This window comes from uncultured Deefgea sp. (assembly GCF_947072475.1).
GTDB lineage: Bacteria > Pseudomonadota > Gammaproteobacteria > Burkholderiales > Chitinibacteraceae > Deefgea.
In genome coordinates this window covers 1-21,093 of record NZ_CAMTIA010000041.1, presented here as the reverse complement: position 1 = coordinate 21,093, position 21,093 = coordinate 1, and the positions used below count along the sequence as shown (strand labels likewise).

The following is a 21,093-nucleotide window of genomic DNA, read 5'->3' as shown; positions in this document are numbered from 1 at the left end:
TGGCGATGACAGTTTTTGGGGGGTGAAAAAAAAAAGGGAAGCGGATGCTTCCCTTTTTTTAAGTGAGGCTAATTATTTAGCAGGTGCTGGGGCCGATGCCGTAGCAGATGCCGCTGCAGCTGGGGCGCCGCCGACGACTTCAACGATTTCCCATTTGCCGTTTTTAACCACATAAACGCCGATGGCACCATTTTTAACGTCGCCTTTTTCGTCAAAAGCGATGGTGCTCGTCAAGCCTGGGTATTCCATGGTTTTTAGCACTGGCAAGTATTTCGCTGGATTGGCAGAACCGGCTTTTTGCATTGCAGCGACCATCATTTTGGTGGCGTCGTAGCAATATGGGGCGTAAAGCTGAACTTCTATGCCAAATTTATTTTTGAATTTTTCTTTAAATTCTTTACCGCCTGGCATGTCATCCAGTGATTTGCCTGGGCTAGAGGCGTAAGTGCCTTCAGCATCCACGCCAGCTAGTTTGATAAATTCGCCAGTTTGGGTGCCGTCAGCACTCATTACGGTGGCGGGGATACCGAGTTTTTTGCTTTGTTTTTTCAACGGTGCGGCTTGTGCGTCCATGCCACCGTAGAAAATCAAATCAGGTTTCGCGCCTTTGATGTTAGTCAGAATGGCGTTGAAGTCTGTTTCTTGGTTGGTGGTGAATTCACGTTTCACGATTTCAGCGCCAGCGGCTTTAGCGGCTTTTTCAAATTCGTCGGCTAAACCTTGGCCGTAGGCAGTGCGATCGTCAATGATGGCGATTTTTTTGGCTTTGAGTTTTTTAACTGCAAAGTCACCGAGTACCACACCTTGCTGTGCATCATTGGCCATTACGCGAAATGCAGTTGGGAAGCCTTGTGCAGTGTAAGCAACAGCAGTCGATGATGGCGAGATTTGTACGATGCCGGCGTCGTTATAGATTTTTGACGCTGGAATGGTCGTGCCTGAGTTCAAGTGACCGATCACGCCGCTGACTTTTTGGTCAACAAAGCGCTGTGCGACGGTGGTGGCCGTTTTCGGGTCGGCTTGGTCGTCTTCGGACACCAATTCGATTTTCATTTTTTTGCCAGCGATATCCACACCGCCAGCGGCGTTGATTTCGTCGATGGCCATTTGTACGCCATGTTCGTTGTCTTTACCCAAGTGGGCGATATTGCCGGTCATTGGCGAGGCTTGACCAATTTTGATGATGTCGGTCACCACTTCAACCGTAACGGGTGCAGAAGCAGGGGCGCTGGCGGTGTCGGCCGATTGCTGTTTACCACAAGCAGTAATCGACAAAATGGCGGCAGCGATGAGGCTGAGGCGAGCGATGGTCATCGTGAATCTCCGATATTGGGTGTTGTTATTAATTACGGTTGTTTTGGTACTATTGCCATTTAAAGGCAATCAATCTTGCTTTCGCAATCAGTGACTAGAAATCAGTGTTTTCCTGTATCTAGACCGCAACAGTTCTTACATATTGTAGGCGTGACAGTTGCTAATGCATGAGCCAATCATTGCTGATTTGTTTGTTAACTGAAAGAAATGCGGCAGATAGCCATGTTCTACGCTGTTTTGAGCCGTGGCGCGGGTGATGGATTTCAGGGCTTTGGGGTGTGCGCTTTGGGGGCGGGATTGACGTTTATTTTTAAAATGATTGTTTGAATGCATGTTGCATTTTTGCGACGAAGCGCTGCTGATGGCTTGGCGTTACCGCGTGTGCATTATAAATGGCCGAGTTCAGCCAAGGACACTACGCGGTGGGCGGCGACGATAAAGTGATCGAGTAGTTTGATGTCCAGCAGCGCTAAAGCGTGTTGCAATTGGCTGGTGAGTAAAATATCCGCTGGCGATGGTTCGGCATGCCCTGAAGGGTGATTGTGCGCGACGATCAGCGCCGCAGCATTGAGCTCTAATGCGCGCCGCGCCAGCTCTCGGGGGTAAACGCGGGTTTCGCTGAGCGTGCCTTTAAATAAAGTCTCAGCGGCAATCAGCTTGTGGCTGTTATCTAAAAATAAACCATGAAATTCTTCATGCTTTAAACCGCGCAGCCGCAGCTTTAAAAAATCCCGCACCGCACTGGGGCTGCTCAGCGTATCGCGCGCTTTGAGTTCTTCGCACAGCGCGCGGCGACTCATTTCGAGCACCGCTTGCAATTGAGCATATTTGGCATCACCAATGCCGTTGATATGCGCAAAATCGTCGAGCTTGGCTTGAAATAAAGCTTGTAATGAGCCGAAATGCTGCAGCAAATCGCGGGCTAAATCGACGGCGCTTTTGCCGGTAATACCGACGCGTAAAAAAATCGCCAGTAATTCGGCGTCATTGAGTGCGCCCGCGCCTTGGCGGAGTAATTTTTCCCGTGGACGAGAATCTGCAGGCCAATCGGTGATCGACATCGACGTTTCTTGGTAAACTTCGGATATTCGCTATAGCAGAGGCTTACACTGTGAGTCATAAAAAAATCGTATTGGGCATTACCGGCGGCGTTGCCGCGTATAAATCGGCTGAATTAACCCGGCTATTGGTCAAGGCCGGTTATCAAGTTCACGTGGTGATGACCGAGGCGGCAACGCATTTTGTTGGCGCTGTGACATTTCAGGCGTTGTCAGGCCATCCGGTGTTTGTGGATCAGTGGGATGCGCGCATGCCCAATAATATGGCGCACATTGATTTAACGCGTGGCGCGGCGGCGGTGTTGATTGCGCCGGCATCGGCCGATATGTTGGCCAAGATCGCGCAAGGGCATTGTGATGATTTATTGTCGACCTTGGTCGCGGCGCGAACTTGCCCCTTGCTCGTGGCACCGGCAATGAATAAGCAAATGTGGGAAAACGCCCCCAATCAGCGCAATGTGGCGCAATTGCGTGCCGATGGCGTGGCGATCTTGGGCCCAGGCTCCGGTGAGCAAGCGTGCGGCGAGGTGGGGGATGGCCGGATGCTAGAAGCGGCGCACATTTTTGAATTGTTTGAAGCGAGTTTGCAGCCCAAACGCTTACTCGGTAAACGGGTGCTACTCACCGCAGGCCCCACTTTTGAGCGCATTGACGCGGTGCGCGGCATTACCAATAGCAGCTCAGGTAAAATGGGCTACGCAATTGCGCGCGCGGCGTATGAGGCGGGCGCTGAGGTGGTGTTGGTGTCGGGTGAAACGGCGTTGCCAACACCGATCGGTACGCGGCGCATTAATGTGTTGAGCGCGCAGCAAATGCTCACTGCGGTTGAGGCTGAAGTGGCTGCGGCAGATATCTTTATTGCCGTTGCCGCTGTGGCCGATTATTACGTGCTCAATCCGTCGGAACAAAAAATTAAAAAAGACGCACATATTTTGACGCTAGAGCTCGCTCCCAATCCGGACATCTTGGCCAATATAACCGCCAAAGCCAATCCGCCATTTTGCGTCGGTTTTGCCGCTGAATCAGAAAACCTCTTGGAATACGCCGAAGCCAAACGTAAACGTAAAAAACTGCCATTATTGGCCGCCAATTTAGTGCAGACGGCGATGGGGCAAGATGATAATGAAATTGTGCTGCTCGATGACAGCGGTGAGACGCGTTTAGCGCGCGCACCTAAAATCGATATTGCGCGCAAACTGATCGCGCATATCGCCCGTTTGTACGACGCAGCGCAATTAGAAAAATAAAAACGGGTTTTACCGGCTTAAAATTGACTCAGTTGGGCGCTTGTCACCCATTTGGCTCAATCGACTCAGGGTTTGCTGGCTTTGCTCAGTCAGATGCCAACAGACCCTAGGTCATTATTTAATTTAAATGTTTTTAGGAAACACTATGACCACGATCGATGTAAAAATTTTAGACGAACGCTTAAAAGATAATTTGCCGGCCTATGCCACAGCAGGTGCCGCAGGATTGGATTTGCGCGCTTGTTTGACTGCGCCGATCGAATTAGCGCCCGGCGCAACCACCTTGGTGCCAACGGGTATGGCTTTGCATTTGGATAACCCAGGTTTGGCAGCGATGATTTTGCCGCGCTCCGGCTTGGGGCATAAGCATGGCATCGTGTTGGGTAATTTGGTGGGCTTGATTGATTCTGATTACCAAGGGAAAATTTTTGTGTCGGTTTGGAATCGAGGCAATACCACATTTACGATCCAACCTTTAGAGCGCATCGCGCAATTGGTCATCGTGCCGGTGGTGCAAGTGGGCTTTAATATCGTTGATGAATTTGCGGCTAGTGATCGCGGCGAAGGCGGCTTTGGTAGTACTGGAAAGCATTAAGCGCCGCTGGATTTAAAAGCGGCTATGGTTGGGTATGTCTCTATAGCGCATATTTAAAATGGCTTTGAAGCCAATACCTACCTTAAAAATCGCACCGTGGTTTCGGTGCGATTTTTTTTGCTTTATCGCTGGGCTTGGCTTTGTTCGAGTATTTGCTTGGCGGTCCGTAGTGAATCTACCATTTCAATACCCAGTGCTTGGGTTTGCGCGCTCGCTGGGAGTAGATCGGGCACCATGATCACGCGGCAGCCAGCGGCGTGACCAGCTTGTGCGCCAAAATTAGAATCTTCAAACACCACGCAATGGGCCGCTGGTACCCCCAGTTGGCCGATCACTTTGAGGTAAATATCGGGGGCAGGTTTGGGATGCGTGATTTCATCGCCGCAAACGGCAAATTGAAAATAAGGCCATAAACCGCTGATGCTGAGGTGATGATTGGCCATGGCGCGTTTCGTTGAGGTAGCAACCGCGCAGGGAATGGCGCTGTGTTTTAAATAATCGAGTAATTCGATCACACCAGGCCGCAAATTGATCGTTTCATGACTGCGGGCGAGGTAGATTTCATGCGTTGCCGCGCGCAATTGGGCTACTGGAAAATGAGCCCCGAGTGCATCGTGCAAATACGCTTCGGTTTTAGATGAGTGCATGCCAATCATGCCCAATGGAATCTCGGCGGCAATAGCGTGGCCCAATTGTTCTGCGGCATCATGCCAGCAACTTAAGGCCATGCGCTCACTATCAATCAATAAACCGTCCATATCAAAGATGGCCGCCGCAATTTTATTGGGGTTGGTGTTTATTTTCATTGCCTTATTTTCGATTTATTTCAACAATACGCCAGTTTACTCGCCTTGAATTGATTTATGACTCTGAAAATGACCGTTTCTGCCCAATCGATTTGCCCGTGTGGCTTACCTGCAACCTATGGCCGCTGCTGTGGCCGCTATCATGCTGGCCTTGCTGCGCCAACGCCCGAAAGCTTAATGCGTTCGCGCTACAGCGCCTATGTGCTTGAATTGGGCGATTATTTAAATGCCACGTGGCATGCTTCAACCCGTCCGGATGATTTGGGTCTGGCTGAAGATGCGGCGGTAAAGTGGCAAAGCTTGAAAGTGAGTTTTGCTGCTGAGCAAGACGATGACGGCGAAGTGAGCTTTGTCGCGCGCTATAAAGTCGGCACGGTAGCGTACCGCTTGAGCGAGCATAGCCGCTTTGTTCGCGAAGACGGGCGTTGGTTTTACCTTGATGGTGAAGTGATTTAATGCTCGCGGGTTTGAATACCTTGGCGCAATTAAAGGCCGGTGCCTTGCAAGGCTGTACGCGCTTAGATCTTAGTTGTGGTTTGACTGAGTTCCCGCGCGAGATTTTTGATTTAGCCGATAGCCTTAAAATCTTGAATCTATCGGGCAATCAGTTATCGAGCTTGCCGGATGATTTACCAAGGCTGCGGCATTTAGCAGTGATTTTTTGTTCTGAAAATCGCTTTACTGAGCTCCCGGCAGTATTGGGGCAATGCCCGTCACTGACGATGATTGGCTTTAAATCCAATCAAATCGCGCATGTCGATGATGAGGCATTTCCACCGCATTTGCGCTGGTTGATTTTAACGGACAATCAACTGACTGAACTGCCTAGCTCGATCGGGCGCTGTCAGCAACTCCAAAAACTGATGTTGGCGGGCAATCGCTTGACGGCACTGCCCGCTGCACTGGCGCACTGCCAGCAATTGGCTTTAGTTCGGCTGGCGGCCAATCAACTGACGGCGTTTCCGGAGTGCTTATTGCAGTTGCCACGCTTGGCGTGGCTGGCGATGGGGGCAATCCATTCAATGCCGCGTTCGAACTAAACCAGATCGCTGATGTGGTGAAGGTTAATGCGTCCGACGTGACACTAGGGCAAAAGCTCGGAGAAGGAGCGTCGGGCACCATCTATCAAGCGCAATGGCATCATTCAGAGCTGCGTGATGTCGCCATTAAGATTTTTAAAGGTGCAGTCACCAGCGACGGTTGGCCGCACACAGAAATGGCGGCGTGCCGCGCAGCAGGAGATCATCCGCATTTAATTGGCGTTTATGCCCAATTGTTAGGGCATCCTGCGGGGGATGGCTTGGTGTTGCCGTTGATTGCGCCCGAATTTACGGTGTTGGCCGCACCACCGAGTTTAAGTTCGTGCATCGCCGATGTGTATGCCAGCGACTTGCGGTTGACTTGGCGCTCAGCTTTGCTGCTGGCGCATGGCATCGCCGATGCCGCGCGGCATTTACATCAGCGCGGCATTTTGCACGGTGATTTATATGCGCATAATATTTTGCATCATCCGGATGGCCGAAGTTATTTAGGTGACTTTGGCGCGGCGTCGTTTTATTCGCCAGATGCGCCATGGGCTGCGGCGCTAGAGCGGATTGAAGTGCGGGCCTTTGGTCATTTATTGGCTGAATTATTAGCGCGAATCGATTGGCCAGATGACCATGCCGATGTGCGGCTTGACTTGCTGCATTGGCAAAAAAGATGTGTTGATTCTGCGAGTGCAACGCAGACGACATTTGCTGATTTGCAGCAAGGAGTGTGGCGAATTTTGCAAAACAACTAGGTATCTTCCCTAGATTGCTGTGACAGGCTTGACAGATGTAGTGGCTAGATTTAATTTTCAAACAGTTGTTTGAAGTTGATGCAAGTCAAGTTATTACATGGGGTCTGGCATGGAAACGGGGAAGGCACTAGAAACATCATTACGCATCTTAAATGCCGCAGAAATCTTGTTCGTTGAACATGGTTTTTCCGGCACGTCGATGCGGCAAATCACTGGCGCGGCACAGGTCAATATTGCGGCAGTGAATTATTATTTCGGTTCCAAAGAAGGCTTGTTCCAAGCGGTCTTTGAGCGCCGCGCCGAGCCTTTTGCGCGCCTTTCTCTCGACAAAATCAATCAACTCACCCGTAGTAAAACTAACTTTACCGCCACCGAAGTCGCCGAAGCTTTTGTGTCGGCCGCGATGGAAATGGGCAGTAATCCGGCGCATGGCGGGCTGATTTTCGTCAAGCTGCTAGCGCGTAGTTATGTTGAACCCAATCCCGTCTTAAAAGAAAAATTGCCACAACGCTATGGCGAGCTAACGCGTCGCTATCTCGAGGCGTTGGGGCAGGCTTTGCCGCATTTATCCAGTCAAGAAGTGAGTTGGCGGTTTCACTTTATGACCAGCGCCATGTTTAACGCATTCGCTGGCAATAATGTGATGCGCTTATTTATGACCCAGTCTTTGGTCAATGCCCGTGATCCGCAGTTAGTTGCACAGATGTTATTGCCTTTCATTGCCGCAGGCTTAAATAGTCCTGCTGCCGTTTAGTTGCCACTTGGAGTTAATCATGTCAATTATTATCTGCATCTTTGCAGTTGTGGCCTTACTCGGGGTACTTGCTTATTCCCGCGCGCCACTGTGGTGGAGTTCTTTGCTGATTTTGATCGGGGCGGGGTATGCCTTTTATCAGCAAAATTTAAACCCGATTTTCTTGGGTATCTTGATCGCGCTGTTGATTATCTTGAACTTCAAGCCAATACGTCGTGTTTTAATTACCGGGCCTTTGTTTGGGATTTTCCGCAAAATTACCCCGCCGATGTCACAAACCGAGCAAGAAGCGGTTGATGCCGGTACGGTATGGTGGGATCGTGATTTGTTCTCAGGCAAGCCTGATTTTGCCAAATTGCATCAGTATGCCAAGCCAACGCTAACGGCTGAAGAAGAGGCGTTTTTAAACGGCCCGACTGAAACCTTGTGCGCCATGCTCAATGATTGGGAAATCACGCAAAAAGACAAAGACTTGTCGCCAGAAGCTTGGGATTTCATTAAGAAAAATGGCTTTTTGGGCATGATTATCAAAAAGAAATTCGGCGGTAAAGAATTTAGTAATTATGCGCATGCTCGCGTTGTCACTAAAATCGCCACCCGTTCGGGCTCGGCTGCGGTAACGGTGATGGTGCCTAATTCACTCGGACCGGGTGAACTACTCCAGCATTATGGGACTGAAGCCCAAAAGAATTATTACTTGCCACGCTTGGCCGTCGGTGAAGAGATTCCATGCTTTGCCTTGACCAGCCCAGAAGCCGGCTCTGACGCCGGTGGTATTCCTGACTTTGGTATCGTGACTCGCGGCAGCTACACCGATCCACGTACTGGCATTGCCCATGACAATGTGCTTGGTATTCGCTTAACGTGGGAAAAACGTTATATCACCTTGGGTCCAGTCGCGACCATCTTGGGTTTGGCGTTTAAGCTTTACGATCCAGATCACCTCTTGGGCAGCAAAGAAGACATCGGTATTACTTGCGCTTTGATTCCAACCGAGCACAAAGGCGTTGAAATCGGTCGCCGTCATTATCCAGGTACCAGCGCTTTCCAAAATGGCCCGAACTGGGGTAAGGACGTGTTTATCCCGATGGATTGGGTGATCGGTGGTCAAGATTACGTTGGTAAAGGCTGGAAGATGTTGGTCGAGTGCTTGTCAGTGGGCCGCTGCATTTCATTGCCAGCGATGTCGGTTGCCACTGGTATGTTGTCGTCGTATACCACTGGCGCTTACGCTCGTATTCGTAGCCAGTTTGGCTTGTCGATTGGTCGCTTTGAAGGTGTGGATGAAGCACTGGGCCGTATTGGTGGCTTTACCTATCAGATGGATGCCGCGCAACGTTTGGCGTTGACTGGGCTCGATTCGGGCGAAAAACCATCGGTGATTTCCGGTATTTTGAAATATCACAATACTGAGAAAATGCGCAAAACGCTCAATGACGCGATGGATGTGCATGCAGGTAAAGCGGTATGTATTGGGCCACGTAACTATCTGGCACTGGGCTACCACGCTATACCGGTTGCCATTACGGTTGAAGGCGCCAATATTCTGACGCGCAGCATGATTATCTTTGGTCAAGGCGCAATCCGTAGCCATCCGTTTGTACTGCGTGAACTCAAAGCGGCAATGAATAAAGATTTACCTGCTTTTGATGATGCCGTAATCAGCCACATTGGTTTTGCAATCTCTAATTTGGTACGCAGCTGCTGGTTAGGTTTGACCGGTGCGCGCTTTGTCAGCGTGCCAGTGTCTGGCCCAACCGCACAGCACTATCGTGACATCGTTCGCTTCTCGTCAGCATTTGCTTTCTTGGCCGATATGGGGATGGCAACGCTAGGGGGTAGCCTCAAATTTAAAGAGAAACTATCAGCGCGTTTGGGCGATATGTTGTCAAATTTATACATCGCCACTGCCGCATTAAAGAAATTTAACGACGATGGCCAACCGACAGAAGATCGTCCATTGGTACGTTGGGCGGTAGAAACTGCGCTCTACGATTGTCAGGAAGCGATGAATGGCTTTTTGGCCAATCACCCGAATCGGGCCTTGTCATGGTGCGTGCGTAAGTTGGTATTCCCTTGCGGCATGACTATGCGCCAGCCTGCAGACACCGTCGGTACTGCGATTGCCCGTAGCTTGATGGAGCCTTCTGCATCGCGTGATCGCTTGGTGCAATTTATGTACCGCTCTAGTGACGAAACCGATTCGATTGGCGTTTTGGAGCATGCATTGAAAGCGGTGATTGCGACCGAAGCCGTTGAGAACAAATTGCGCCGTGCGCATCGAGAAGGCAAGTTGAAAGCGATTGTGGCCCAGACTCGCTTACAAGAAGCTTTGAGTCAGGGATTGATTACTGCAGAAGAACACGCTGAAGTGATTCGTGCTCGTCGCCTTAAACGGGAAGTGATTATGGTGGATGATTTTGATGCACAGTTAATGCATGCAGATCCTGACGCTATTCACCGAGTAATTGTGTAATATAAGAGTAAGCTAATAAAAGCTTACATTGTATGTGGTGCAATAAAACCCTTGGAGATATAAAAATGAAGATGCTTGTGCGTTCAATGAAAGTGATCGGTGCAACTAGTTTGTTTCTCAGCTCTGCCTCAGTTTTGGCTTCGGGCTACCATTTTGGTACCCAAAGTGCGAGTAATCAGGGTGTCGCCAACTCCGGTGCTGCCGAAGTCATGGACGCGTCAACCATTTTTTATAATCCAGCCGGTATGAGCCGTCTTGAAGGTACGCAAGTGACTGGCGTGCTCAATGTGGTGATTCCAAATGGCGAGTACACCAATATCAAAACCACCACCGCCAGCGGTAAACCGGTGACGGGTGGTAATGGCGGTGGTTTTGGATCAACGACGGCCGTGCCACATATGTACGCCACTTACCAAGTCAATGACAAGATCAATGTTGGGGTTGGGGTGTTTGTACCCTTTGGCTCGCATACCAATTACGAGGCAGGCTGGGTGGGTCGCTATCAAGCTTTAGAAAGCAAGATTGAAACGATTAATGTTAATCCTTCGATCTCGTACAAAGTGAACGACACGGTGGCCCTCGGTGCCGGTGTCAGTGTGCAGTATATTAATGGTCAAATTAGCAAAGCTTTGGATTTAGGTACGCTAACGAGAAACCCAGCGTTTGCTGGTAATCCGGCCTTTGATGGTGAGTCGGAAGTGAAAGGTAACGACATTGGTTACGGCTTTAACTTGGGTGCTTTGTTTAATATCAGTGAGGACACCCGAGTGGGGGTGGCGTATCGCTCAAGAATCAAACACACCTTGGAGGGCGATTTAACCTTTAAGGTGCCGAGCGCATTGCAATCGACCTTGGGTAAAGCAGCGTCGTTACAAAATCGCGACGCAACGTTGTCAGTTGAAACGCCAGAATCATTCTCGATCAATGGTTTTCACCAGTTCACGCCGCAGTGGGCGATGACGGCCGATTACACCTGGACCGGTCACTCGCGCTTTGACGAAATCCGCATCAAATCACCGGGTAATGCCGATTCAGTGACGGTTACCCGCTGGCGCGATACCAGCCGTTATTCAGTGGGTGGCATTTATACTCCGAATCAAACTTGGACTTTCCGTGCCGGTTTAGCGTATGACCAATCACCTGAAGCTAATGACGCTGAGCGCATTGCCAGCATTCCCGATAGCGACCGGATTTGGTATGCCTTGGGTGCGCGTTACAATATTGACAAAAATAACGCGATTGACCTTGCGGGCACTTATGTTCATCTGAAAAGTGCAACCATTAATCGTAAAGCTTTAGATCCAAGTGAAGCCTTAGGTGGCTCAATTAACGGCAATTACAGCGTTAGTGCGGTGGTCTTGAGTATGCAATATAACTATCGTTTCTAAGTCAGATTGCGCCCAAAGCATAAGTTTTGGGCGCAAGAAGAAAATCTAACCGAATAGCTGCAGGGCTGGCCTGCGAAGAGAGTGATTATGAGTGTAAGTTTGACAATGCCAATTCGCAAAGTGGCAGTTTTAGGGGCAGGTGTGATGGGTGCGCAAATTGCAGCGCATCTCTCTAATGCCGGAATTGATACCGTATTATTTGATTTGCCGGCAGCAACGGGCAATCCCAATGCGATTTCACTCAAAGCTTTAGATAATCTTAAAAAATTAAAACCAGCGCCATTGATGTCCGCCAGCCGGATTGATGGCATTGTGCCAGCCAACTACGGTAGCGACTTGGCTTTATTAGCCGATTGCGACTTGGTGATTGAAGCCATTGCTGAGCGCTTGGATTGGAAGGCCGATTTATATGCCAAAATCGCGCCACATTTGGCCGCGCATGCGATTTTAGCCAGTAATACCTCAGGTTTATCGATTGAAGCTTTGGCGGCGAATGTACCGGCTGCGCTGCAATCTCGTTTTTGCGGCATTCATTTCTTTAATCCGCCACGCTATATGTATCTGGTTGAACTCATCGCCACTAAAGGTTGCCAAGCCGATACCCTGGATGCACTAGAAACATTCCTCACGCTACGCTTAGGTAAAGGCGTCGTTCGCGCCAAAGATAGCCCGAATTTTATCGCCAATCGTATCGGGGTGTTCTCGATGCTGGCGACGATTGAGCACGCTAAAAACTTCGGCATTCGTTTTGACGTGGTCGATGATTTAACCGGCCCACGTTTAGGTCGGCCAAAATCAGCGACATTCCGCACCGCCGATGTGGTGGGTTTGGATACCTTTGCCCATGTGGTTAAAACCATGACCGATACATTGCAGGCCGATCCATGGCATGCCTTGTTTAAATCACCAGAATGGCTAGAGCAACTGATTGCGGCTGGCGCTTTAGGGCAAAAAACCCGCCAAGGTATTTTTAAGAAAGTCGGTAAAGACGTGTTGATGTTGGATCCGAGCAGCGGTGAGTACGTCGCTGGTGGGCAAAAAGCTTCCGATGAAGTGAAAGCTTTACTGAAAAACACTGATTTTGCCGCCAAAGTAGCGTCGCTACGCGCGTCTAACTTGCCAGAAGCGCAATTTTTGTGGGCTTGCTTGCGGGACGTTTGGCATTACATTGCCGTGCAACTGGAACACATTGCCGACAATGCCCGCGATGTTGATTTTGCCATCCGTTGGGGCTTTGGCTGGGAGCAAGGTCCGTTCGAAATGTGGCAAGCCGCTGGCTGGCAAACCATTGCTGCCGCGATTAATGAAGACATCGCTGCGGGCAAAACCTTGTCGAGCACGCCATTGCCAGCTTGGGTGATGGCGCGCGATGGCGTGCATACGCCAGCAGGTTCATTCAGTGCGGTGACGCAAGAGCTGGTAGGTCGTTCAACCTTGCCAGTGTACGAGCGTCAATTTTATCCACCGACCGTGTTGGGCGAAGCTGAGCCTGATTTTGGTGACACCATTTACGAAAACGACAGCGTTCGGATGTGGATGCCACCGAGCAATTTAACCACGGCTGGCGTGCCGGTATTGAGCTTTAAAACCAAGGCGCATTGCGTGGGTGCCAATGTATTGGCCGGTATCCAAGAGTCCATCAAGATTGCGGAGCAATACCACCCCGGTTTGGTGATTTGGCACTCTACTGCACCGTTTTCAGTCGGTGCAGATTTGATGAGTATGGGCCCGGCGTTTATGAGTGGCGATTTTGCTGCGCTGGAACGGATGGTGTTTGAATTTCAAAAAACCTCGCAAGCCATTAAATACGCCAAAGTACCGGTAGTGGGCGCAGCGCAAGGCTATGCCTTTGGTGGCGGTTGTGAATTCTTAATGCATTGCGCTCGTGTGGTGGCGCATGTTGAAACCTATATCGGCTTGGTTGAAGTTGGCGTGGGCTTGTTGCCAGCCGGTGGTGGTTGTAAAGAATTTGCCCTGCGCGCTTCGCGTTTAGCCCGTAACGGCAATATCTTGGAAGTGCTCAAAGATTATTACCTCGCAATGGCCATGGCCAAAGTCGGTACCAGCGCCGAAGAAGGTCAGCAAATTGGCTACCTGAAAGAATCGGATGTGATTGTGATGAATGCCAATGAGTTGCTGTATGTAGCGCAAGCGCAAGTCACTGCGATGGCGGCCACCGGCTACCGTCCGCCGGTACGTCCGAAAGCCTTCGCTGTTGCCGGTCGCTCTGGCGCAGCCACCATTCGTGCGCAATTGGTCAATATGCTTGAAGGCGGCTTTATTAGTAAGTATGACTTCCATATTGGCGTGCAAATTGCCGAAATCGTCTGCGGTGGTGATGTCGATGCCGGTACCTTGGTCGATGAAGATTGGATCTTGAAATTAGAGCGTGAACGCTTTATGGGCTTGCTGCAAAAAGGCAAAACCCAAGAGCGAATCATGCACATGATTGAATTTAATAAACCACTTAGAAATTGATCGTTGTCGTACCGTGCACAGCGCATGTGCCGGTACGACAAGGCGATCGCAGTGCGTGAACGGTTCACGACTGGCCGTTGCCGAACTGAACTGAACTGATCGCAAATTAAAAACCAAACGTGAATCCACGGTCAAAAGAGCGGTTATGCCGGTGGTGGATTCAGGTTTTGCCAAATTTTAGGAATTCAAAATGAGCAAACAGATTCAAGAAGCTTATATTGTTGCCGCAGTGCGCACGCCAGTGGGCAAAGCGCCGCGCGGCATGCTAAAGGGTGTTCGCCCGGATGATTTATTGGCGCATGTATTGAAAGCGGCAATGGCGCAAGTGCCCTCGCTCGATCCGGCTTTGGTGTCGGATGTGGTAGCCGGTTGCGCCATGCCAGAAGGCGAGCAAGGGATGAATGTGGCGCGGATTGGCGCGCTACTGGCCGGACTGCCTAATACCGTAGGCGGTATTACGATTAATCGTTTTTGCTCGTCAGGCATTAATGCCGTAGCACTCGCAGCGGACAAAATTCGTTTGGGCGAAGCCGATGTGATGATCGCGGCGGGTACAGAGTCGATGTCGATGGTGCCAATGGGTGGCAATAAATTATCCTTGGGTGCGAGTATTTTTGACACCGATGAAAATGTCGCCATTGCTTACGGCATGGGTTTGACTGCGGAAAAAGTGGCGCAGCAATGGCAGGTGAGTCGTGAAGATCAAGACGCTTTTGCCGTTGAATCGCACCGCCGTGCTTTGGCGGCGATTGCCGAAGGTAAATTTAGCGCTGAAATCGCCCCGCTTGAGGTGACGTATCGCATTCCGAATTTAGCCACCGGCGAAGTGGAGTTGATCAACAAAACCTTGCTCAATGATGAAGGCCCACGCGCGGACACTAGCTTGGAAGGTCTGGCTAAACTGAAAACCGTATTTGCCGCCAAAGGCAGTGTGACTGCAGGTAATAGCTCGCAAATGTCTGACGGTGCTGCGGCCTTGATTTTGGTTTCAGAAAAAATCCTCAAAGAATTTAATCTCACGCCATTGGCTAAATACGTATCGTTTGCGGTGAAAGGCGTGCCGCCGGCGATTATGGGGATTGGTCCGAAAGAGGCGATTCCAGCGGCGTTAAAACAAGCCGGTTTGAATTTGTCTGATTTGGCTTGGATTGAACTCAATGAAGCGTTTGCCGCGCAAGCGCTGGCCGTGAGCCGCGATTTGAATTTGGATATGTCGATTGTCAATCCGCATGGTGGCGCTATTGCTTTGGGTCATCCTTTGGGCGCGACGGGTGCGATTCGTGCCGCAACGGCGATTCATGGTCTGCGCGGTCAAGGGAAATCAGGCTATGCCATGGTGACGATGTGTATCGGCACCGGTATGGGTGCTGCTGGTATTTTGCAAGTTTTATAAGCGATTCATTTTAAATTCAATTTATCTAAAGCCCGCTGAGTTGAATGCGGGCTTTTTTTTGGAGAACGCAATGAAAAAACAACTCACGGCAATGGCCTTGGCCCTGTTACTGGTTAATTCTGCATATGCACTGGAAATGGCGGGGGTGAATCTGCCAGAGAAAGTGAGCGTGGCCGAATCGCCCTTGGTGTTAAACGGTGCCGGTATTCGCAAAAAAATGGTTTTTGAAGTGTATGTGGCCGCTTTATATACCGCAGCCAAAAGCAATGACGCCAATGCCATTATCAATGCGAGCACGCCAAGACGGATTCAATTGGATATGTTACGCAATGTCGAGTCGGCGACCTTATACGGCGCTTTGCTCGAAGGTTTGCAAGACAATCTCAGTGCCGCGCAATATAAAGCGCTAGCGCCTAAGGTCGCTGAGTTAGAGAAAATCTTTATGGATATTAAGGTCGCCAATAAGGGCGATGTGATTGTGTTGGATTTTTTGCCGGGCAAGGGCGTCAAGGTAGTGGTGCGCGGTCAGGTAGCCGGCATGATTACTGGCGATGCGATTGCCAGTGCGATGCTATCGATCTGGCTGGGTAAATCACCGGTCAGTGAGAGTTTAAAGGCGGCCTTATTAAAAGCATAAACAACCGATCGTGGTGTTGAGCCGCGTGGTATTGGCTTGCTGAGCAAAAGAGGGTAATCGGCCGCATTGCCGGTCGCCCAGAACGAGCATGGAGTACCTAGCCCCAGCCTGATTTAGGCTGGGGCTTTTTCTTCAGTCTTACTTTATTTTTATTTGTTTGTAATATATTTTTCAAGTTAAATGTAGTAATGCTACATTTAACTTATGATTCTGTATTTGTTTATTACATGCTAGGTGCTTGTTATTAATCGTTTTTAACCTTATTTATGTACTTGTAGTTGCTGTTATTGTTAGCTAAGTACGTAATTTAAGTACAAAAAGACTTGCGCAGGCTGGGTAGTTTTGTTAAAGTACGTACATCGAAAGAAACACAGCAAGGCCGGTTGGCTCAACCGGATAACTTAAGGAGAAACACCATGCGTGGCTTACTCAAAATGATTAAAAACTTTGAATTTCAGCAACAATTGCTGGTTAAGTCTTATGGCTGGAAGTTGATTCAGCGCTAAGCACCGATTTCATGTAGTAACCGTAGTACCCGCAGCGAAAGTTGCGTTATCGACTCCATCCTCCTGTGCCCGGCTTTGACTTGTGTTTTATTACGCAGGACAAGTCGGGATTTTTTTGTTTATCGCACGATAATGCAGCTAACTTGCTTGAGTTTGGGTAAAGTAGCATTTTGCATGAATCATGGTTTTGTCTTGTTCAATTCATCTCCCCTCTATGCGCTTGGCGCTGGTTTAATGGCTTTTTCTTCTGTGCTGGTCGCAGCAGAAGCACCTTTTTCTTATCGTGTGGTGCTGAAGGCCGACGCCAGTGTGGCGGGTTTGCTGGAGCAATATCTTGAGGTCTTTAAGCTAAAAGACAGCCCACGCAATTCTTCGGAGCAATTGAGCCGTTCTTTAGAGTTTTTGCCCAAATCAGTCGCCGATCTGCTGGCCACCGAAGGTTATTTCAACACCAAAACGGTGTCAGAAATGAAAGTAGAGCAGGGTAAAACCGTGGTTTATATCACGGTCGATTTGGGCCAGCCGGTGATTATTCATGATGCAAAACTCAACGTCACCGGTGAGGTGCTAGAGAATTTACCGCGTTTAGACATGCTAAAGTCACGCTTTGAAACGCGCCGCGATGAATTAATCGGCGAGGCATTTACGCAAAATGAGTGGGATGATTTAAAAAAACGCACTTTAGCGTCGTTTATGGCCCGCGACTATCCGGCATCGGTGATGAGTTTGAGTGAGGCCATCATTGATCCGGAATTAAAAACGGCGCAATTGAACATCTCGATGGACAGTGGCCCAGCCTATGTGTATGGCCCAGTACAGATTCATGGCTTGAGCCGTTACCCCGAAAAACTCGTCAGTGACTTAGTCGATTTGCAAGCCGGTGCACCGTACCGGCGTAGTCAATTACTCAATTTGCAAACTGAACTGCAAAATTTACCGCATTTTGCCTCGGCGCTAGTGGATGTCTCGCTGCCGTCGAGCCCGCCCTATATCGCACCCGTGCAGATTGACGTGCAAGAGTCGCCACTGAATAAAGTCATTACTAATTTGGGTTACAGCACCAATACGGGCGCGCAAGCCGGGGTGGATTATCGCTATTTAAATCTGTTTGATCGGGGCTGGATTTTTAATTCCAAGCTGGAAATCAAACAAAAAGAACAGCTGTTTGATATTGCCGTGGCCATTCCCAAAATGCCTAGTGGCTGGGAGCATAACGGTTATATCAATTATGCCAGCTCCGATATTGAAGGCCTGCAGTCCGAAAATTATCGGGTCGGCGTATCGCGCAATTGGATTGAACGTAAGCAAGAACATTATATTTCACTGCAGTATTTGGCAGAGTATCGAAAAATTAGCAATGGCAGTAGTGATCGCCCGCATTCACTGACCTTAAATTACAAGTCAATTATCCGCGACTTGGATAGCTTAAAAGATCCACGCAATGGTTATTTATTGCACACCGAAATCGGCGGGGCTTCTGATCGGGTGATCAGTGATGTGAGTTTTGTGCGTGCTTATGGTAACGCCATTCATTACAACAAAATTGGTCAAGAGGGCATCTTGGCTTTACGTTTGGAGCTGGGGCAAACCTTTACCAGCAGCGCGATTGGCGTGCCGACCGAGTGGCTGTTTCGCGCTGGTGGTATGGGCTCAGTGCGCGGCTATGATTACCAATCTTTAGGGGTGGATATTGATGGTGCGGTTGCGCCAGGGCGCGTGTTGGCGACGTCGTCGATTGAATATCAACATTTGGTTTACAAAGATTGGCGTGCAGCCATTTTTTATGATTATGGTGGTGCCGGCGCCGATTGGCGCACTTTGAATCCAGTCCGTGGCACGGGGATTGGTGCGCGCTGGCTCAGTCCAGTCGGTCAAATCGGCGCGGATATTGCCTATGGTATCGATAAATCTCAACTTCGCTTTCAATTTGCGATGGGTCTTGCGTTTTGAATCCCGATTTAATTCCTGAAGAAGTGCCGACGGCGGTGCCGGTGGCGGCAGCTAAACCAGTCAAAAGTGTATTTCGGCGTGTGGTTCGCGGCGTTTTTTGGAGCGTGCTGGGTAGTATGACGCTGCTGGTCGCGTTATGTGCTGGGCTGCTGTTTGCGCTGGATTCTGATTATGGTCGAGCGCGGCTGGTGGAAATGATTAATCGCAGCGGCATGGTGTCGATCCAATCTTTGCAGGGCTCTTTTTGGTCGCGATTGGAAGTTCGCAATTTAAAAGTAGATACCACCAGCGCCTTAGTTCAATTAGATCACGGGGTATTGGACTGGAGCCCATATTCATTATTGCTTAGAAAGCTATACATCAATGAGTTGCGCTTGGGCATCTTGCAGGTAGAAACCAAACCCTCTCCACCAATGGCCAAGCCCAGTCCGGTGCCAGAAAGCTTCACTTTACCGCTCAGTTTACAAATCCTTGAACTGCAGATTGCCCAGTTGCAAATCAGCGGCGCGCCAATATTGCGGCAAATTCAAGCTGGATTTGATAGCAATGGCAAAGAACACCGCATTACGATTAGCCAATTGCATGCCCCGCAAGGCACGCTCAGTGCTGCGCTGAATGTATCGGGCAAATCGCCATTTCGCACTGCCGGCTCTTTTGTTTTGGCCGGACAGCTTGAAGGGCAAGACCTGACCGCCGTTGGACAAGTACTGGGTGATTTGCGTGCGTTGGCGGTGAAGGCGGATTTAAAATCGGCGGCAGTACGGGCGAATGTCGACGTTAAACTCGATGTGTTTGCGGCGCATGCGTATCAAATTTTGCAGCATGGCCAAATTGAGCTAAAGCAGTTTAATCCGGCCGCGTGGAGTTCGCTCGCCCCTCAAGCCAAGATCGACGCGAATTTACACGTTGCGTCGAACGGGGCTGGCGTGGCGATGAATTTGCAGTTCAAAAACCATCTGCTCGGGACTTTAGATCAGCACGGTTTGCCGTTAGCGTCATTGACAGCGCAATTACAGTTGACCGGTAATGATTTGCAGGTCAAGCAGTTGGCGATGGCATTTGGCGGGCAAGGGCGGTTGAGCGCCACAGGCGGTATTCTCAATGAAGTGCTCGATCTGAATCTGGCATTGCAAGACATCGATCCGGCGCAGTTTTGGTCGCCGCAAGCGGCCAGCAAAATGAGTGGGCAAATCCACATCCAAGGCCCCTGGCGCGCGCCTGATGTGCAAGGTGAAATCAAAGACCAGCGCTTAAAAACCGCGCTCAAGCTCGACTTAGGCTGGATAAAACCGGCTGAGCAGCGGCGAATTGCGGTGCGCCAATTGGATTTGCAGCGTGGTAGCAGTCAATTGGCCGCCAAGGGGGAGTTAAATTTACAAGCGCCGTATGATTTTGCTTTAACCGCGCAATTGCAGCAATTTAATCCGGCCGAATATATTGCGGCATCGCCAGCAGGGCGAATTAATAGCCAAATTAAAGCCAGTGGCCAGATTGAGCCAACGCTGCGTTTGGATGTTGACTATCAGCTGTTAAATAGCCTTTACAATCAGCAGGCTTTGTCGGGCTCGGGTCAGCTTAAACTGGATAACGATCGTTTGAATATCCCGCAACTGTGGTTGGCCTTGGGTAAAAATCGCCTCGATTTGAATGGTGTACTCGGCAAGAGTAACGACCAGTTAAATTATCAAATTGATTTTCCTGAGTTACAGGTGTTAGGCAAGGGTTTCTCTGGCGTGGTGACCGGTAAAGGTCTGCTCTCCGGTTCAATGCAGCAAGCCAATGTGCAAGGCACACTGAATGTGAAACAGCTCAATACGCCGTGGGCGCTGGAAGTGGGCAGTGCTGATTTGTTCGCCAATGTGCAGTCCGACTTAAAAGGGCCGATTGAGCTGCGTTTGGCGATCAATCAGTTGGCAATGCCCGGACTGCAAATCGCCAACGCCAATGTGTTAATCAACGGGCGTCAAGACCAGCACACGGTAACGCTGACCGCCAAAGGCAGCAAAGATCAGCATGCGCTGGCTTTGGATGTGTTACTCAAAGGCGGTTTGAATGCCAGTCGAGTTTGGCAAGGACAAATTGAGCGTTTGAACGGAACGGCGTGGCTGCCTTTTCAATTGCAAAACGCTGCGTCTTTATCACTGGCGAGCGATCAATTGCGTGTGTTGGGCGCAAATTTGCAAGTAGGGCGCAGTGTGATTGATATTGGCCGTTTTGATTGGCGCAATGGTGCGATCAATACCCAAGGCCAGATTAAGCAGCTACAAGTGAGCGATCTGCTTGAATTACTCGACAATACGGCCGTGCAAAGCGATTTGATTTTGGCGGGGCAATGGGATTTAACACAGTCGGCACCTGCGGCGCCGGTGAATGGCCGCTTTGAGCTAGCTCGTCAGCAAGGGGATGTGGTTTGGCGAGGTCATGATGGCCTGCGGCCCTTTTTGTTAGATGCTTTGGCGCTCAAAGGGGCGATCAATCAAAATCAATTGAATGTGAATGGCCAGTTAAGCAGTCCTCGCTATGGCAAGGTGGGGTTGACCGCCAGCGGCGTGCTTGACGCGGCGCAGTGGCAGCTTTCTGCGTTGCAAGCGATGAAAGTCGCGCTGGTGGGCGATTTGCCGGATTTGAAAGTCTTTTCGCCGTTTGTGGGGGATGGCGTGGTGCTGGGGGGGCGGGCGCATTTGGATGTTAGTCGCGTCGCGCTGGGG

The 21,093-nt window shown here is 50.0% G+C and carries 16 protein-coding genes; 13 read left to right on the top strand and 3 right to left on the bottom strand.

The window, feature by feature from the left end:
• Positions 1–72 precede the first annotated feature (72 nt).
• Together Q0V82_RS12320 and radC are read right to left on the bottom strand one after the other, a co-directional pair.
• Positions 73–1,314: a branched-chain amino acid ABC transporter substrate-binding protein gene (locus tag Q0V82_RS12320; RefSeq protein ID WP_297576150.1), complete on the bottom strand. Its 1,242-nt coding sequence runs from the start codon at positions 1,312–1,314 to the stop codon at positions 73–75.
• Between the two features lie 386 nt (positions 1,315–1,700).
• Positions 1,701–2,375, bottom strand: a complete 675-nt coding sequence (gene radC / locus Q0V82_RS12315; protein ID WP_297576149.1) for a DNA repair protein RadC — start codon at positions 2,373–2,375, stop codon at positions 1,701–1,703.
• Positions 2,376–2,425: 50 nt separating this feature from the next.
• Here radC and coaBC point away from each other — a divergent pair, with 50 nt between their 5' ends.
• Entirely contained in the window at positions 2,426–3,619 is a 1,194-nt protein-coding gene (coaBC, locus tag Q0V82_RS12310) for a bifunctional phosphopantothenoylcysteine decarboxylase/phosphopantothenate--cysteine ligase CoaBC (protein ID WP_297576148.1), read from the top strand.
• A 145-nt stretch (positions 3,620–3,764) separates the two neighbouring features.
• Positions 3,765–4,214 (top strand): dUTP diphosphatase, encoded by a 450-nt coding sequence (gene dut / locus Q0V82_RS12305; protein WP_297576147.1) that lies wholly within the window; start codon positions 3,765–3,767, stop codon positions 4,212–4,214.
• A 122-nt stretch (positions 4,215–4,336) separates the two neighbouring features.
• On the opposite strand, the gene Q0V82_RS12300 is transcribed toward dut, so the two are convergent.
• Positions 4,337–5,020 (bottom strand): HAD family phosphatase, encoded by a 684-nt coding sequence (locus Q0V82_RS12300; RefSeq protein WP_297576146.1) that lies wholly within the window; start codon positions 5,018–5,020, stop codon positions 4,337–4,339.
• A gap of 57 nt (positions 5,021–5,077) precedes the next feature.
• Between Q0V82_RS12300 and Q0V82_RS12295 the strand changes: the two genes are divergently transcribed.
• From Q0V82_RS12295 to Q0V82_RS12245, 11 genes are all read left to right on the top strand, one after another.
• Positions 5,078–5,476, top strand: coding sequence for a YchJ family protein (locus Q0V82_RS12295; RefSeq protein WP_297576144.1), 399 nt, complete (start codon positions 5,078–5,080; stop codon positions 5,474–5,476).
• The gene (locus tag Q0V82_RS12290; protein WP_297576142.1) at positions 5,476–6,060 is read left to right on the top strand and encodes a leucine-rich repeat domain-containing protein; all 585 of its coding nucleotides are present in this window, start codon (positions 5,476–5,478) and stop codon (positions 6,058–6,060) included. The genes Q0V82_RS12295 and Q0V82_RS12290 overlap by 1 nt, the downstream gene beginning before the upstream one ends.
• Positions 5,988–6,803: a protein kinase gene (locus Q0V82_RS12285; protein ID WP_297576140.1), complete on the top strand. Its 816-nt coding sequence runs from the start codon at positions 5,988–5,990 to the stop codon at positions 6,801–6,803. Before Q0V82_RS12290 ends, Q0V82_RS12285 begins: the two co-directional genes overlap by 73 nt.
• A 109-nt stretch (positions 6,804–6,912) precedes the next feature.
• Positions 6,913–7,557: a TetR/AcrR family transcriptional regulator gene (locus tag Q0V82_RS12280; RefSeq protein ID WP_297576138.1), complete on the top strand. Its 645-nt coding sequence runs from the start codon at positions 6,913–6,915 to the stop codon at positions 7,555–7,557.
• Between the two features lie 19 nt (positions 7,558–7,576).
• Positions 7,577–10,033: an acyl-CoA dehydrogenase gene (locus tag Q0V82_RS12275; protein WP_297576136.1), complete on the top strand. Its 2,457-nt coding sequence runs from the start codon at positions 7,577–7,579 to the stop codon at positions 10,031–10,033.
• Positions 10,034–10,098: 65 nt separating this feature from the next.
• Positions 10,099–11,421, top strand: a complete 1,323-nt coding sequence (locus Q0V82_RS12270; protein WP_297576134.1) for an OmpP1/FadL family transporter — start codon at positions 10,099–10,101, stop codon at positions 11,419–11,421.
• 87 nt (positions 11,422–11,508) lie between these two features.
• Positions 11,509–13,899, top strand: coding sequence for a 3-hydroxyacyl-CoA dehydrogenase/enoyl-CoA hydratase family protein (locus Q0V82_RS12265; RefSeq protein WP_297576133.1), 2,391 nt, complete (start codon positions 11,509–11,511; stop codon positions 13,897–13,899).
• A 190-nt stretch (positions 13,900–14,089) separates the two neighbouring features.
• Positions 14,090–15,292, top strand: coding sequence for an acetyl-CoA C-acyltransferase (locus tag Q0V82_RS12260; protein ID WP_297576131.1), 1,203 nt, complete (start codon positions 14,090–14,092; stop codon positions 15,290–15,292).
• A gap of 70 nt (positions 15,293–15,362) precedes the next feature.
• The gene (locus tag Q0V82_RS12255) at positions 15,363–15,929 is read left to right on the top strand and encodes a chalcone isomerase family protein (protein ID WP_297576129.1); all 567 of its coding nucleotides are present in this window, start codon (positions 15,363–15,365) and stop codon (positions 15,927–15,929) included.
• 740 nt (positions 15,930–16,669) lie between these two features.
• Positions 16,670–18,385 carry an autotransporter assembly complex family protein gene (locus Q0V82_RS12250; protein WP_297576128.1) on the top strand — a complete coding sequence of 572 codons (1,716 nt, stop codon included), beginning with the start codon at positions 16,670–16,672 and terminating at the stop codon, positions 18,383–18,385.
• Positions 18,382–21,093: hypothetical protein (locus Q0V82_RS12245; RefSeq protein WP_297576126.1), on the top strand; the 2,712-nt coding region annotated here is incomplete at its 3' end. The genes Q0V82_RS12250 and Q0V82_RS12245, both read left to right, overlap by 4 nt.

What these genes read in the sequence shown, in the direction of transcription:
- Q0V82_RS12320 (WP_297576150.1), bottom strand. Translation starts at nt 1,314, where the DNA reads ATGACCATCGCTCGCCTCAGCCTCATCGCTGCCGCCATTTTGTCGATT.
- radC (WP_297576149.1), bottom strand. Translation starts at nt 2,375, where the DNA reads ATGTCGATCACCGATTGGCCTGCAGATTCTCGTCCACGGGAAAAATTA.
- dut (WP_297576147.1), top strand. Translation starts at nt 3,765, where the DNA reads ATGACCACGATCGATGTAAAAATTTTAGACGAACGCTTAAAAGATAAT.
- Q0V82_RS12300 (WP_297576146.1), bottom strand. Translation starts at nt 5,020, where the DNA reads ATGAAAATAAACACCAACCCCAATAAAATTGCGGCGGCCATCTTTGAT.
- Q0V82_RS12295 (WP_297576144.1), top strand. Translation starts at nt 5,078, where the DNA reads ATGACTCTGAAAATGACCGTTTCTGCCCAATCGATTTGCCCGTGTGGC.
- Q0V82_RS12290 (WP_297576142.1), top strand. Translation starts at nt 5,476, where the DNA reads ATGCTCGCGGGTTTGAATACCTTGGCGCAATTAAAGGCCGGTGCCTTG.
- Q0V82_RS12280 (WP_297576138.1), top strand. Translation starts at nt 6,913, where the DNA reads ATGGAAACGGGGAAGGCACTAGAAACATCATTACGCATCTTAAATGCC.
- Q0V82_RS12275 (WP_297576136.1), top strand. Translation starts at nt 7,577, where the DNA reads ATGTCAATTATTATCTGCATCTTTGCAGTTGTGGCCTTACTCGGGGTA.
- Q0V82_RS12270 (WP_297576134.1), top strand. Translation starts at nt 10,099, where the DNA reads ATGAAGATGCTTGTGCGTTCAATGAAAGTGATCGGTGCAACTAGTTTG.
- Q0V82_RS12265 (WP_297576133.1), top strand. Translation starts at nt 11,509, where the DNA reads ATGAGTGTAAGTTTGACAATGCCAATTCGCAAAGTGGCAGTTTTAGGG.
- Q0V82_RS12260 (WP_297576131.1), top strand. Translation starts at nt 14,090, where the DNA reads ATGAGCAAACAGATTCAAGAAGCTTATATTGTTGCCGCAGTGCGCACG.
- Q0V82_RS12255 (WP_297576129.1), top strand. Translation starts at nt 15,363, where the DNA reads ATGAAAAAACAACTCACGGCAATGGCCTTGGCCCTGTTACTGGTTAAT.
- Q0V82_RS12250 (WP_297576128.1), top strand. Translation starts at nt 16,670, where the DNA reads ATGGCTTTTTCTTCTGTGCTGGTCGCAGCAGAAGCACCTTTTTCTTAT.